Origin of the sequence: Caballeronia concitans (assembly GCF_001544615.1) — a bacterium.
Lineage (GTDB): Bacteria > Pseudomonadota > Gammaproteobacteria > Burkholderiales > Burkholderiaceae > Caballeronia > Caballeronia concitans.
The window spans coordinates 84,447-97,462 of the sequence record NZ_FCNV02000007.1 but is presented as its reverse complement, the minus strand read 5'-3'; the positions used below and the strand labels follow the sequence as shown (position 1 = coordinate 97,462).

At 63.9% G+C, this 13,016-nt stretch carries 12 protein-coding genes; 6 read left to right on the top strand and 6 right to left on the bottom strand.

What is annotated here, in order from left to right:
• Window positions 1–44 precede the first annotated feature (44 nt).
• Window positions 45–989, bottom strand: coding sequence for an aldose 1-epimerase (locus AWB72_RS17320; RefSeq protein WP_040049113.1), 945 nt, complete (start codon window positions 987–989; stop codon window positions 45–47).
• Window positions 986–1,786, bottom strand: coding sequence for a phytanoyl-CoA dioxygenase family protein (locus tag AWB72_RS17315; RefSeq protein WP_040049112.1), 801 nt, complete (start codon window positions 1,784–1,786; stop codon window positions 986–988). Before AWB72_RS17315 ends, AWB72_RS17320 begins: the two co-directional genes overlap by 4 nt.
• Window positions 1,787–1,978: 192 nt before the next feature.
• On the opposite strand from AWB72_RS17315, the gene AWB72_RS17310 reads away from it, so the two are divergent.
• From AWB72_RS17310 to AWB72_RS17290, 5 genes are all read left to right on the top strand, one after another.
• The gene (locus AWB72_RS17310; protein WP_040049111.1) at window positions 1,979–3,082 is read left to right on the top strand and encodes a LacI family DNA-binding transcriptional regulator; all 1,104 of its coding nucleotides are present in this window, start codon (window positions 1,979–1,981) and stop codon (window positions 3,080–3,082) included.
• A 124-nt stretch (window positions 3,083–3,206) separates the two neighbouring features.
• Window positions 3,207–4,223: an ABC transporter substrate-binding protein gene (locus AWB72_RS17305; RefSeq protein ID WP_040049110.1), complete on the top strand. Its 1,017-nt coding sequence runs from the start codon at window positions 3,207–3,209 to the stop codon at window positions 4,221–4,223.
• Window positions 4,224–4,300: 77 nt separating this feature from the next.
• Window positions 4,301–5,863: a sugar ABC transporter ATP-binding protein gene (locus AWB72_RS17300; protein WP_040049109.1), complete on the top strand. Its 1,563-nt coding sequence runs from the start codon at window positions 4,301–4,303 to the stop codon at window positions 5,861–5,863.
• Window positions 5,860–6,855, top strand: a complete 996-nt coding sequence (locus tag AWB72_RS17295) for an ABC transporter permease (RefSeq protein ID WP_040049108.1) — start codon at window positions 5,860–5,862, stop codon at window positions 6,853–6,855. Before AWB72_RS17300 ends, AWB72_RS17295 begins: the two co-directional genes overlap by 4 nt.
• 1 nt (window position 6,856) lies before the next feature.
• The gene (locus AWB72_RS17290) at window positions 6,857–7,813 is read left to right on the top strand and encodes an ABC transporter permease (RefSeq protein WP_040049107.1); all 957 of its coding nucleotides are present in this window, start codon (window positions 6,857–6,859) and stop codon (window positions 7,811–7,813) included.
• A gap of 71 nt (window positions 7,814–7,884) precedes the next feature.
• Here the strand turns inward: AWB72_RS17290 and AWB72_RS17285 are convergent, their stop codons facing one another.
• Window positions 7,885–9,306 carry an MFS transporter gene (locus AWB72_RS17285; protein ID WP_040049106.1) on the bottom strand — a complete coding sequence of 474 codons (1,422 nt, stop codon included), beginning with the start codon at window positions 9,304–9,306 and terminating at the stop codon, window positions 7,885–7,887.
• A gap of 266 nt (window positions 9,307–9,572) precedes the next feature.
• On the opposite strand from AWB72_RS17285, the gene AWB72_RS17280 reads away from it, so the two are divergent.
• Entirely contained in the window at window positions 9,573–11,366 is a 1,794-nt protein-coding gene (locus tag AWB72_RS17280) for a thiamine pyrophosphate-requiring protein (RefSeq protein ID WP_040049105.1), read from the top strand.
• A gap of 48 nt (window positions 11,367–11,414) precedes the next feature.
• Here the strand turns inward: AWB72_RS17280 and AWB72_RS17275 are convergent, their stop codons facing one another.
• The 3 genes from AWB72_RS17275 to AWB72_RS28930 all read right to left on the bottom strand — a co-directional run bounded on the left by AWB72_RS17275 (window position 11,415) and on the right by AWB72_RS28930 (window position 12,939).
• Window positions 11,415–11,930 carry a low affinity iron permease family protein gene (locus AWB72_RS17275; RefSeq protein WP_084592741.1) on the bottom strand — a complete coding sequence of 172 codons (516 nt, stop codon included), beginning with the start codon at window positions 11,928–11,930 and terminating at the stop codon, window positions 11,415–11,417.
• Between the two features lie 49 nt (window positions 11,931–11,979).
• A complete protein-coding gene (locus tag AWB72_RS17270; protein WP_040049104.1) occupies window positions 11,980–12,564 on the bottom strand; it encodes a tetratricopeptide repeat protein in 585 nt (194 codons plus the stop codon).
• Between the two features lie 204 nt (window positions 12,565–12,768).
• The gene (locus tag AWB72_RS28930) at window positions 12,769–12,939 is read right to left on the bottom strand and encodes a hypothetical protein (protein ID WP_159459380.1); all 171 of its coding nucleotides are present in this window, start codon (window positions 12,937–12,939) and stop codon (window positions 12,769–12,771) included.
• Window positions 12,940–13,016 lie beyond the last annotated feature (77 nt).

Below are 13,016 nucleotides of genomic sequence, written 5' to 3'. Positions count from 1 at the left end.
GGCGTCTTACCCGAACAGCGCGCGAGTCGTTCAAAGCCGCAACGCTACGCCGTTTGCGGCGTCAGGGTGAAACTCGCGCTCATCGACTCGCCCGGCGCGAGCACCCCGCCGCCCTTCGACGCGGGATCGAGATCGAGATTGATCCAGTCCGCCACGTTGCTCACCGGCTCCACGCACAAGAGCGACGGGAACGCCGACGGCGCGTAGATCACCATGAAGTCGAACGGCGCGCCCGCCTGCAGCGTGATCGAGCGATGCTCGTCCGGCCACACAATAGACGCCGTGCGCGCCCAGCCCGTGAAGTTATTGTCGAGATCGTACGCATCGGGGGACATGCCTTCGGGCGATGCCAGCGCATCGATGCTCGGATGCGGCCCGGCGTGCGTCGGCAGCGGATCGGGCGTCGTGTGCCACATCGACGCCACGCGCGCATGCACACGCGTGCCCGCCGTGCGCGGAAAGTACGGATGATGTCCTATGCCGAACGGCATAGGCCGATCGGACAGATTGCGCAGCGACATCGTGACGGTCAATGATTGCGCATCGAGCGCGATGTCCTGCGCCGCCTCATGCGCGAACGGCCAGTGATGCGCCGCTTCCCGCGACGGCTCGTGATGCAGCGTCAGGCGCGCATGCGCTTCGGTGAGCGAATCGACGCGCCACGGCAGCCGCCACGCGTTGCCGTGCAGCGCGTGCGGGAAAGTATTGCCATCGCCGGACAGATCGATAAGCGCGCCATCGAACGTGAAGCGCGCATCGCGGATGCGGTTGCAATACGGCACGAGCGGAAAGCTCGCCATGCCGAGCGGATTGCGCGCGGCGAGCGTCTCGGGCGTCGCGGGACGCAACCAGTGGCGCTCGCCGCTTTCGTGCGCGTCGAAGAAGGCCGCGATCGCCCCGCCGATATGCGGAGCGAGCAGCACGCGCCGCGCACCGTGACGCAATTCGAGGAGCGCGTCGGGCGCGCGCGTGTTCGGATCGGCGCTCAATATGCGAACTGCCGGTAGCTTTCGTCGAAGGTCCGCGCGGTGCGCTCGACCACCGGGCTGTAGCGCAGGAGACGTCGCGCGTGCGGCGGCAGGTCGGCGAGCACGGCGCGCGGCACGTCGATATGCACTTCGGGCCGGAAATACCACGCGCGGCTATAGCCGATCACGACCATCGGACGCGGTTCGTCGGTGAGATTCGGCGTGCCGCGATGCAGCCCGCGCACGTCGCGGATCATCACGTCGCCGACGCGCATCGGCACGCGCTCCGGCGGAAAGCGGCCATCGGCGAGACCGGCGAGCGCTTCTTCGCGCGACATGCGATGCGTGCCGCGCGTGGTTTCGAGCGGGCCGTTGCTGTCGTTCACATCGACGAGCGGAAAGTTCACCGCAAGCTGGAACGACGGCGTTTCGGGCGCGTCGTCGAAGAGCGGCGGCGTATCGCGATGCCAGTCCTGGAAGTCCGAGCCGCGCACGGGGGTGTCGGTGGCGAGTTGGCACATCACCGGATCGGGTCCGGCCACGCGCTCGACAATGCCGACGATGTCTTCGTCGCAAATGATTGCCGGGTCCGCGAACTCGCCTTCGAACGGCAAGGTCACGTAATAGCGGCCCGGTCCGCGATTGCCGTTCGCCGATGCCTCGCGCGCCGCATCGACATGCGGCTTGAACAGCGGCGCGAATGCATCGCGCCAGGCTTCGAGCTTCGCGCGGTCGAAGTGATCGCGCAGCAACACGAACCCATCCTTCTCGAACGCTCGAGCGAGCGCGTCTCTCGTGCTTTCGTCGTAGCGGCCCATCGTCTCCTCCGTGTTCTTCGGTCGTCACTGGATCGAAAGCAGAATCGCATGGCCGTCAGCAGGCCGTCAATATTATTAGTAATAACACGGGAAAACCCGATGCAGATTCACCATTTGGCTAGTGCTCGCCCGCGTTGTTCATCGCTAATATTAGTGGTAAGTTTCATTCGCTCATGACCCTGCCTTCGCGCAATGAAGAAATCCACGCCACGCCGCCCGACGATGACCGACATCGCGAAGCTCACCGGAGTCTCGCAATCGACGGTATCGCTCGTGCTGAACAACGCCAGCGGCGCGAAGTTCTCGGACGCCACACGCGACAAGGTGCTCAAGGCCGCGCAGGAACTCGGCTATCGCATGACGCCGCGCGAGTCCGCGAGTCTCGATCCGCTCGATGCGCTCCATACGCAAAACGAGCGCAATCTCATCGTCTATCTCGCCGACGAAATCTCGACGAGCCCGCATCCGGTGGTCAGCATCGACGGCGCGCGCGAAACCGCGTTCGCGCACGGACGCATGCTCGCCGTGTATTCGACGCACGGCAACGCGAAGATCGAAGCGCGCGTGCTGGATGCGACGCTTCGCAATCGCGACGTCTGCGGCGTGATCTACGCGACGGTCTACACGCGCCGCGTCACGCTGCCCGCCGCGCTCGCGAAGGTGCCGACCGTGCTGCTCAATTGCTATTCGGGCGAGGCGAACGTGTCGTCGGTGGTGCCGGCGGAAGTCGCGGGCGGCCACACGGCAACCGACTATCTGCTGGCGGCGGGGCATCGGCGGATCGGTTATATCAACGGCGAACCGTGGCAGGACGCGGCGCGCGAGCGCCTGAAGGGATATCGCACCGCGCTCGCCACGGCCGACTTGCCGTTCGCGCCGGAACTGGTGCGCGAAGGCGACTGGAGTTCGGGCACGGGCTTCGAGCAAACGCTTTCGCTGATGCGTGAAGCGAATCCGCCGACCGCGATTTTCTGCGCGAACGACCTGATGGCGCTCGGCGCAATCGAAGCGCTGAAGCAACTCGGCCTGCGCGTTCCCGACGATGTATCCGTCGTCGGCTATGACGATCAGGAAATCGCGCGGCACACGCATCCGCCGCTGTCCACCGTCGTGCTTCCTAACTACGACCTGGGCCGCTGGGCGGTCGAAACGCTCTTGCAGGAGGAACACAATCGCGCGGCCGGCGCGCCGGTGCGGCATCGCACGGTGAAGCTCGACGGTCCGCTGATCGAACGCGGATCGGTCAGAGTCGTCAATGAAGTCAGGCAACTCGCCATTAATAATATTAGCGATTGACGGTCGATAGAAAGTGCCGTCCATCGATAAAACGCAGCAACAGCAGCCACTCTCGCAGCAGATCGACCGGGCAACAACAAGCATCGGCATCACCACAAGAGAATCATCCTTATCGGAGGAAGACATGCTGTCGCTCAAGAACCATTCGCGCTCGGGCCTGCGCCCGCTTTCCGCCGCGCTCGCGGCGGTCGCCACGCTGACGCTTTCCGCAGGCTTCTCCGCCGCGCACGCCGCCGACGACGCGCTGCCCAAGATCCCCAACAAGAAGCCGCTCAAGGTCGGCTTCGCGCAGACCGAGAGCAACAACCCGTGGCGGCTCGCGGAGACCAAGAGCTTCAAGGACATCGCCGCGAAGTGCGGCTGGCAGATGGTCATGACCGACGCCAACAGTTCCGCCGCGAAACAGGTGTCCGACATCCAGAGCATGATCGCGCAGCGCGTGGACTTGCTCGTGTTCCCGCCGCGCGAAGAGAAGCCGCTCGCGCCGGTCGTCATGCAGGCAAAGAAGGCGGGCATTCCGGTGATTCTCGTCGACCGCAACATCGATCAGTCGATGGCGAAGGCGGGCCGCGACTACATCACGTTCATCGGCTCCGACTTCATCGACCAGGGACACCGCGCCGCCGACTGGCTCGTGAAGGCGACCAACGGCAAGGCGACGATCATCGAACTCGAAGGCTCGACGGGCGCGTCCGCTGCGAACGATCGCAAGAAGGGCTTCGATGAAGTCATCGCGAAGAATCCCGGCATGAAGATCGTCGCGTCGCAAAGCGGCGACTTCGCGCGCGACAAGGGCCGTCAGGTCATGGAAACGCTGTTGCAGGCGCATCCGGACGTGACCGCCGTCTACGCGCACAACGACGAAATGGCGCTCGGCGCGATCGCCGCGATCAAGGCGGCGGGCAAGCAGCCGGGCAAGGACATCCAGATCGTCACCATCGACGGCACGAAGGGCGGCCTCGAAGCGATCAAGGCGGGCGAACTCGGCGCGAGCGTGCAGTCGAGTCCGTTCTTCGGACCGCTCGCGTGCGATGTCGCGCAGAAGTACGCGAAGGGCGAGACCATCCCGCCGTGGGTGAAAGTCTCCGACCGCTTCTACGACAAGAGCAACGTCGATCAGAGCATGCAGTACGGGTATTGAATCGCCAGAAGCGAAGGTGTGTGTCTTGCGGGCGCCGTTCGCCGGCGCTCGCTTTTTCATTCCGATGGACAAGCCGCATGGCCCAGACTCCCCTACTCGACATGCAGGACATCGACATCGCGTTCGGCGGCGTCGCGGCGTTGAAGCGCGCGCGTCTGACCGTGGCGGCGGGCGAAGTGCATGCGCTCATCGGCCAGAACGGCGCGGGCAAGTCGACACTCATCAAGATTCTCACGGGCGCGTATCGCAAGAGCGGCGGCACGATTCGCTTCGACGGACGCGAAGTCGATTTCCGCACGCCGAAGGAAGCGCGCGAGGCCGGCATCAGCACGATCTATCAGGAGATCAATCTCGTGCCGTTCCGCTCGGTCGCGGAGAACATCTTCCTCGGGCGCGAGCCTCGCCGGTTCGGCCTCATCGACTGGAAGACAGTGCAGCGTCGCGCGAGCGAACTGCTCGAATCGTTCGGATTACGAATCGATGTGAAGAAGCCCGTGCGCGATTATTCCACCGCGATTCAGCAGATGGTGGCGCTCGCGCGCGCCGTATCGTCGGAGGCGAAGATGGTCATCATGGACGAATCGACGTCCTCGCTCGACGAACGCGAAGTGGAGCTGCTCTTCACCGTCGTGCGCCGCTTGCGTGACGATGGCCGCGCGGTCATCTTCGTGTCGCATCGGCTCGACGAACTCTATGCGCTATGCGACCGCGTGACCGTGATGCGCGACGGACAGACCGTCGCGGAAAGCACGATGCAGGAGATGGACAAGCTCAAGCTCGTCACGACGATGCTCGGCCGCACGCTCGCCGCCGTCGTTCACGAAGACAGCGCGGTCAAGGAAGCGAATCTCGCGAAGCGCGGCGCGGTGGCGCTGAGCGCGCAATCGCTCGCGGCGGGCGCGAAGGTGGCGAACGTCTCGCTCGATGTCCACGCGGGCGAAGCCGTCGGCCTCGCGGGTTTGCTCGGCTCGGGCCGCACGGAGACCATGCGTCTTCTGTTCGGCGCGGACCGTCCGTCGCACGGAACGCTCGCCGTCGGCGGCGATAGCGTCGCGTTCAAGTCGCCGAAAGATGCGATCGCGCGCGGCATCGCGTATCTCACGGAAGACCGCAAGGCGGAAGGCATCGTGCCGGAGCTTTCCGTGCGCGACAACCTCACGCTCGTGTGCCTGCCTGCGTTGACGAAACGCGGCATCGTCGATGTGGCGAAGCAGCGCGAGATCGTCGATCGCTTCATCGCGTCGCTCGGCATCAAGCTGCGTTCGCCGGATCAGCCGGTGCGCGAGCTGTCGGGCGGCAATCAGCAGAAGGTGCTGCTCGCGCGCTGGCTCGCGACGAATCCGCGGCTTCTCTTGCTCGATGAACCCACGCGCGGCATCGATGTCGGCGCGAAAGCCGATGTCGCGAACATCGTGCGCGAGTTGCGCGATGCGGGCATGGCCGTGTTGTTATCGGCATCCGAACTCGAGGAACTGACCGCCGTCGCCGATCGCGCGGTCGTCATCCGCGACGGCGAAACGGTCGCGCAACTGGACGGCGCGCAGATGAACGAAGCGTCGATCATGGATGCCATCGCGTATGGCTCGGGCGAGGAATCGACGCTGGCGCAAGCAAGCGCCGCGCAAGGAAACGAAACATGATCGACAAGACGCAACCCGCCGCGCCGCTCGCCGCCGATGCACAGGCCGCGCCCGCGAAGAAGAAGCGCGGCATCGCGATACAGCGCGAGATCGCCGTGCTCGTCGCGATGATCGTCTTCAATCTCATCTTCACGGACCACTTTCTGTCGCTGCAGACGTTCAACGTGAATCTCACGCAAGTGGTGACGATCGTGATCGTCGGCATCGGCATGACGCTCGTCGTGGCGACGGGTGGCATCGACTTGTCCGTGGGCGCATCGATGGCGATTGCAGGCGCGCTCGCGCCGATGCTCTTCATGAACATCGACGGCCCGTTGGGCTTGCTGCTCGCGTTCACGCTGCCCGTGCTCGCCGCAGCGGCGTGCGGCGTGTTCAACGGGCTGCTGGTGACGAGGCTTCATGTGCAGCCTATCGTCGCGACGCTCGTGCTGTTCATCGCGGGACGCGGCATCGCGCAGGTCGTCACCGACGGCAGCCTGCAGGCGTTCAACAATCCCGCGTTCCAGTGGATCGCGCTCGGCAAGGTCGCGGGCGTGCCGTTTCAAATCCTGCTGATGCTCGCGCTCGTCGCGATCTTCACGTGGATCGTGCGCAAGACGCTCTTCGGCAAGTACCTGCTCGTCACCGGCGGCAACGAGGACGCCGCGTATCTGTGCGGCATTCCGACCGCGCGCGTGAAGATGATCGCGTACACGCTGTGCGCGGCGCTCGCGGGTCTTGCGGGTTTGATATCGATATCGGTGAATTCGTCGTCGGATGCGAACGTGGTCGGCCTCGGCGTCGAACTCGATGCGATCGCGGCGGTCGCCGTCGGCGGCACCGCGTTGACGGGCGGCAAGGCGTATATCACGGGCACGCTGATCGGCGCGCTCATCATCCAGCTATTGCGCTACACGCTGCTCGCGCACGGCATTCCGGATGCCGCCGCGCTCGTGCTCAAGGCCGCGATCATCATCGCTGCCGTGTACGTGCAACGTCGCCGGGGCTCATGACATGAAGAAGAACCTTCCCATTCTGATCGCGCTCGCGGCGTTGCTCGTGCTGGGCGTGGTGCGCTACGAGCACTTCGCGTCGGCATACAACGTCACCTCCTTCTGGCGATACAACTCGATGTTCGCACTGATCTCCATCGGCATGGCGTTCGTCATCATCACGGGCGGCATCGATCTGTCGGTGGGCGCGGTGGCGGCGCTGGCGAGCGTCGTATCGGCGCTGGCGAGTTCGCACGGCGCGGTGGCGGGCGTGCTCGCGGGATCGTGCGCGGGGCTGGCTGTCGGCGTGCTGAACGGCATGGTCATCACGCACATGCGCATTCTTCCGTTCATCGTCACGCTCGCGACGAGTCTCGGCGCGCATGGTCTCGCGCTCCTGCTCGGCCATAACGATGCCGTCGCGATTTCCTACGACACGAACTTCGCCGCGTTCGGCCAGGGCGATTTCCTCGGCTTGCCGATACCGGGCATCGTGTCGCTCGTGGCGGCGGTCGCGGGGTGGATCGCGTTGCGCAGCTCGCGCTTCGGGCGGCATGCGCTCGCCATCGGCGGCAGCGAGGAAGCATCGCGGCTGATGGGGCTGAACGTGGACCGCACGCTCGTCGCGGTGTATGCGGTGAGCGGACTGCTGGCGGGCATCGCCGGCGCGATCCTCGCGGCGCAATTCGGCGCGGGACAGCCGAACGAAGGCGTCGGCTGGGAGCTGTTCGCGATCTCGGCAGTCGTGCTCGGCGGCACGCGTCTGACGGGCGGCGAAGGTTCCATCGCGATGACCATCGCGGGCGTCGCGCTGCTCGGCCTCGTGTTCAACCTGCTGAACTTCGAGAACGGGCTCGGGTATATCAGCCTGTCGGCGTATTGGCAGTCGGTGACTCGCGGCTTGTTCCTGCTGCTCGTGATCGTGTTGCAGGCGCGCGTGCTGAAGCGAAGCGCGGCGCCCGCGAAGGTCGCGCATTGACCATGCTTCAATGAAAACGAAAATGGCCCGGCGTTCTGCCGGGCCATTCGCTGTTCGAGGCGTGATTGCGTTCAGGCGTGGTAGCGATCGGCATCGACCCACGCATCGCCGGCATCGACTGTCGAATCCACGCGCTTCGCCTTCTCCGCTTCGCCCGGAATCTCGCGGCCGCGCAGCGAACATCCCGCCGTCTCGGTGACGAACAACAGCGCGAAGGCGCCGACCGCGCACGCCGCCATCATGTAATACGCCGGGACGAGCGTGCTGCCCGTGCGGCCGATCAGCCAGTCCGTGACCATCGGCGCGGTGCCGCCGAAGATCGACGTCGATACGTTGTACGCGATCGCCATGCCCGCATAGCGCGCCTGCGTCGGGAACATGGCGGGGAACATCGCGGAGATGCTCGCGAGTTGCGGCACGTAGAGCACGCCCAGCACTGCGAGGCCGATGAGCGCGCCCGCAATGCCATGCGACATCAGCGAGAACATCGGCACGGCGGCCACGAAGATGCCCGCGAGCGACAGCCACCACACCTTCTTGCGGCCGATGCGATCGGACAGCGCGCCAGCGAACGGCAGCAGCACCATCATCGACAACATGCCGATGAGCGGCAGCAGAAGCGAGAGGTTGTCGCTCATGCCGAGTTCCTTCTTCATGAAGGTCGGCATGTAGGCGAGCAGCACGTAATTCACGACATTGAGCGCCACCACGAGTCCGCCCAGCAGAACGAGCGGCTTCCAGAAGCGCGTGAACAGTTCGCGCAGCGGCACGCCCGCCGGCTCTTCGCGTTGCGCTGCGGCGGCGGCTTCGCGGAACACGGGCGTGTCTTCCATCTTCGAGCGCAGATAGAGGCCGATCAGACCGAGCGGCGCGGCCACGAGAAACGGCAGACGCCAGCCCCATGCGTGCATCGCGTCGTTGCCGAGCAGGACCGAACAGCCGAGCATCAGGAACGCGCCGAGTGAAAAGCCCGCGAGCGTGCCGAATTCGAGGAAGCTGCCGCAGAAGCCGCGCCGATGGTCGGGCGCATATTCGGCCATGAAGGTCGCCGCGCCACCGTATTCGCCGCCCGTCGAGAAGCCCTGAATCATGCGCAACGCAATGAGCGATACCGGCGCCCACATGCCGATGCTCGCATACGACGGCAACACGCCGACGAGCAGCGTCGCCACCGACATGATGATGATCGTCAGTGCGAGCACATGCTTGCGGCCGAGACGGTCGCCGAGCGGTCCCCAGAAGAGGCCGCCCAACGGACGCACGAGAAACGAGATCGCGAAGGTGGCGAGCGCGAAGAGCGTCGCTTGCGCGGTGCTGCCGGGAAAGAGCGCGGCGGAGATATACGTCAGGCCGTAGCTGTAGATGCCGTAGTCGAACCATTCGGTCGCGTTGCCTATCGCCGATGCCGCCATCGCACGGCGAAGCGGGCCGCGTTCCGTTCGTGTCGTGTCGTGCGTCGTGTCCTGCTTCATGGATGCCTGCACATAACTCATGTTCGTGGTCCGGATGCGTCAGTGAATCGGCGTCGAAGCGAAGCGTGTTGCTTCGTGCGTGCATGTCGCGCCGTCTTGAGTCCACCATACAGAAGCCAATTGTCCGCACGCATGTCCTAGGACGATCGAATCATCCGGGATTGCCCCATGTTTTCACTGTTCTTACGCGACCGTTACATCGCCGCGATTGAATGGATACGGCATGTGCATTGCTCACTCGCTCTGGTTCCCGCATCCCTTTCCGACCGCATCACGGAGGCCTCATCATGAGCATCACCGTCGGCGATTTTCTGATCGACCGTCTGCACGCCTGGGGCGTGCGCCGCATCTATGGCTATCCCGGCGATGGCATCAACGGCGTGTTCGGCGCGCTCAATCGCGCGAAGGGCAAGATCGAATTCATTCAGGCGCGGCACGAGGAAATGGCCGCGTTCATGGCGTCCGCGCATGCAAAGTTCACCGGCGAACTCGGCGTGTGCATCGCCACTTCCGGACCGGGCGCCGCGCATCTCATCACCGGTCTCTACGATGCACGGCTCGACCACATGCCCGTGCTCGCCATCGTGGGCCAACAGGCGCGTGCGGCGCTCGGCGGGCATTATCAGCAGGAAGTCGATCTGCAAGCGATGTTCAAGGACGTCGCCGGTGCATTCGCGCAGCAGGCGAGCGTGCCGTCGCAAATCAGGCATCTCGTCGATCGGGCGGTGCGCACGGCGATCGGCGAACGCAAGGTCACGGCACTGATTCTGCCGAACGATCTGCAGGACCTCGAATACGAAGCGCCCGCGCGCAAGCACGGCACGCTGCACTCGGGCGTGGGTTTCAGCGCGCCGAAAGTCGTGCCTTATGCAAATGATTTGCAACGCGCCGCCGATGTGCTCAACGCAGGCAAGAAGGTCGCGATTCTCGTCGGCGCGGGCGCGCTTCAGGCTACCGATGAAGTCATCGCCATCGCGGAAAAGTTGGGCGCGGGCGTCGCGAAGGCGCTGCTCGGCAAGGCCGCGTTGCCCGACGATCTTCCATACGTGACGGGATCGATCGGCCTGCTCGGCACCGAGCCGAGCTACAAGCTGATGACCGAATGCGACACGCTATTGATGATCGGCTCGGGCTTTCCGTACTCCGAGTTTCTGCCGAAGGAAGGACAAGCGCGCGGCGTGCAGATCGATATCAAGCCGGACATGTTGTCCATCCGTTATCCGATGGAAGTGAACCTCGTCGGCGATAGCGCCGAGACCTTGCGTGCGCTTCTTCCGCTGCTTGAGGAAAAGACCGATCACGCATGGCGCAAGGACATCGAAGGCTGGATGGGCGACTGGTGGAAGAAGCTCGAAAAGCGCGCGCTGGAAGCGGGAACGACCGGCGTGAATCCGCAACGCACGGTATGGGAACTGTCGCCGCGTGTTCCGTCGAACGCGATCGTCACCAGTGATTCGGGATCATGCGCCAACTGGTACGCGCGCGATCTCAAAGTGAAACGCGGCATGATGTGCTCTTTATCGGGCGGCCTTGCGTCGATGGGCGCAGCGGTGCCGTACGCCATCGCGGCCAAGTTCGCACATCCCGAGCGGCCCGTGATCGCGCTCGTCGGCGATGGCGCCATGCAGATGAACAACATGGCCGAACTCATCACCGTATCGAAGTACTGGAAACAATGGTCCGATCCGCGATGGATCTGCATGGTGCTCAATAACGAAGACCTGAATCAGGTCACGTGGGAGCAGCGCGTGATGAACGGCGATCCCAAGTTCGAAGCGTCGCAGGACATTCCGTCGGTGCCGTATCACCGGTTCGCGGAAATGATCGGACTGCGCGGCTTCTATGTCGACGATGCCGAACGCATGGCCGCCGTCTGGGACGAAGCGCTGGCGTCGGATCGCCCCGTGGTGATCGAAGTGAAAGCCGATCCGAACGTGCCGCCGCTGCCGCCGCATATCACGCTGCAGCAGGCGAAGGCGTTCGCGACGACGCTCTTCGAGGGCGATCCGAATCAGCGCAACGTGATCATCGACACGGCGAAGCAGGTCATCGGCGCGGTGCTGCCGGGCCACAAGGACTGATGCGCGCACGAGGCCGCGCGATGCTGCTTCGAGGCGGCATCGATGCGCTCAACGCGCGTCCTTGTCGCTTGCGCCTTCGACTTCCACTTCGCATGCAGGCGACCGCGCCGCGCCCCCGCGCGTGCTGCCTTCCGAGGCGAGACGCAAATACGCGGCGGCGAGCCTGCGCAGTTCTTCCTCGCTCGCATCCTCGATGCCGATGAGTTGATTGCTCGCCGTGCGGTGCGTCGCGAGCAACTCGTTCAGCTTCAGATGCAGCGCGACGCTGTCCTTGTTCTGGCTCTGCTGGATCAGGAACACCATCAGGAAGGTGATGATCGTCGTGCCCGTGTTGATGACGAGTTGCCAGCCATCGGAATAATGAAAGATGGGGCCAGTGGCGACCCATACCACGATGCTCGTGACCGCGAAGCCGAATGCAAACGGCGAGCCGGCCCAGCGCGTGACGAGGCTCGCGAAGCTGTCGAACGCGCGCATCACGGGATTCGCCTTCGCGTAGGCGGGGCTGCTCGTGTCTGGGATGGTGTCGAGCTGATCGGTCGATGTGGGCTTCGGCTTCTGCATGAATTTTCTCCCTGCGATTACATATTCATGCACGAGCAAGAAGCAAGCCTTACATATAGCTTTTGTCCATGCGGCTGACTGAGAATCGCTTCGTCACGCGTTTTGCCTGAACTCCGCCAGGCTCATCACGACACGGCCGATCACTTCGTCCCAGGTCGATCGCCCGGCGGCATGCAGCTTCCGCTTGCCCCCAGCGCACGTCAATGCGCAGCCAGCGACCGAGCGCGAGATGCGCCAGTGCGAAGCCGCGATCGTCGGCAATCGCCCCGGTGAATGCGTTGCCGGCTTCATCCATGCGGCCCTGCGCCTGAAGCGCCAGGCCGAGCAGGTGTTTGGCCAGCGCGAAATCCGGACGCAGCGCCAGCGCCGCGTTCAGCATGGTTTCGCATCCGCCGTAAAGCCGCTGATCGAAAAGAAGCAGTGAGAGATTCAGATGAATGTCAGCCGAATCGGGCTGCAACGTCAGTGCATGCCGAAGCAGCCGCTCGGCCTCGGAGGGACGGCCGAGTTGACGAAGGACGAGCGCCAGATTGTTATACGTCGCGACGGAATTCGGGTTATCGGCCAATTCGCCGCGAAGCATGGTTTCCGCTTCAGCGAGGCGCTCGCGATTAAGGCTCGTCTCTTCATTCATGAGTTGATTCTCGTGCCGGGGATAAAACGTTATTCGAATGGCCGCTAACGGAAATGAGGAAAGCGCCACGACGCGCGGCACGCGAACGCATCGCCCGGGCGCCGATTTTCAGCGTGATCTAGTCGATGCCGCTAAATCCGGCTTCGCATTATTGCTATTTCAAAGGGCGAACATTAACGGATGCATTCGCGTATAGTCCAAAAATTATTGCCAACGATCGGGGTGCGATTGCGTGAAACGCCGATTATCGGCGTTGGCGTTATTCGCCTTCAGTGCCTTCGACAAAAGCATGTCAGCCGCCCGGTCACGATGCTTGCTACGCACTTGCGCGCGATCCGGAACAAGCACGACGGCCCGGCTTTCCGCATATTCCATGCGAAAATTCCGAAGCTTTATCCCAAAAGAAACGTCACCCTGCGGCGTTGAATGGCCGCATCGATAGACAGTGAGGA

What these genes read in the sequence shown, in the direction of transcription:
- AWB72_RS17315 (WP_040049112.1), bottom strand. Translation starts at nt 1,786, where the DNA reads ATGGGCCGCTACGACGAAAGCACGAGAGACGCGCTCGCTCGAGCGTTC.
- AWB72_RS17310 (WP_040049111.1), top strand. Translation starts at nt 1,979, where the DNA reads ATGAAGAAATCCACGCCACGCCGCCCGACGATGACCGACATCGCGAAG.
- AWB72_RS17305 (WP_040049110.1), top strand. Translation starts at nt 3,207, where the DNA reads ATGCTGTCGCTCAAGAACCATTCGCGCTCGGGCCTGCGCCCGCTTTCC.
- AWB72_RS17300 (WP_040049109.1), top strand. Translation starts at nt 4,301, where the DNA reads ATGGCCCAGACTCCCCTACTCGACATGCAGGACATCGACATCGCGTTC.
- AWB72_RS17295 (WP_040049108.1), top strand. Translation starts at nt 5,860, where the DNA reads ATGATCGACAAGACGCAACCCGCCGCGCCGCTCGCCGCCGATGCACAG.
- AWB72_RS17290 (WP_040049107.1), top strand. Translation starts at nt 6,857, where the DNA reads ATGAAGAAGAACCTTCCCATTCTGATCGCGCTCGCGGCGTTGCTCGTG.
- AWB72_RS17285 (WP_040049106.1), bottom strand. Translation starts at nt 9,306, where the DNA reads ATGAGTTATGTGCAGGCATCCATGAAGCAGGACACGACGCACGACACG.
- AWB72_RS17280 (WP_040049105.1), top strand. Translation starts at nt 9,573, where the DNA reads ATGAGCATCACCGTCGGCGATTTTCTGATCGACCGTCTGCACGCCTGG.
- AWB72_RS17275 (WP_084592741.1), bottom strand. Translation starts at nt 11,930, where the DNA reads ATGCAGAAGCCGAAGCCCACATCGACCGATCAGCTCGACACCATCCCA.
- AWB72_RS17270 (WP_040049104.1), bottom strand. Translation starts at nt 12,564, where the DNA reads ATGAATGAAGAGACGAGCCTTAATCGCGAGCGCCTCGCTGAAGCGGAA.
- AWB72_RS28930 (WP_159459380.1), bottom strand. Translation starts at nt 12,939, where the DNA reads ATGGAATATGCGGAAAGCCGGGCCGTCGTGCTTGTTCCGGATCGCGCG.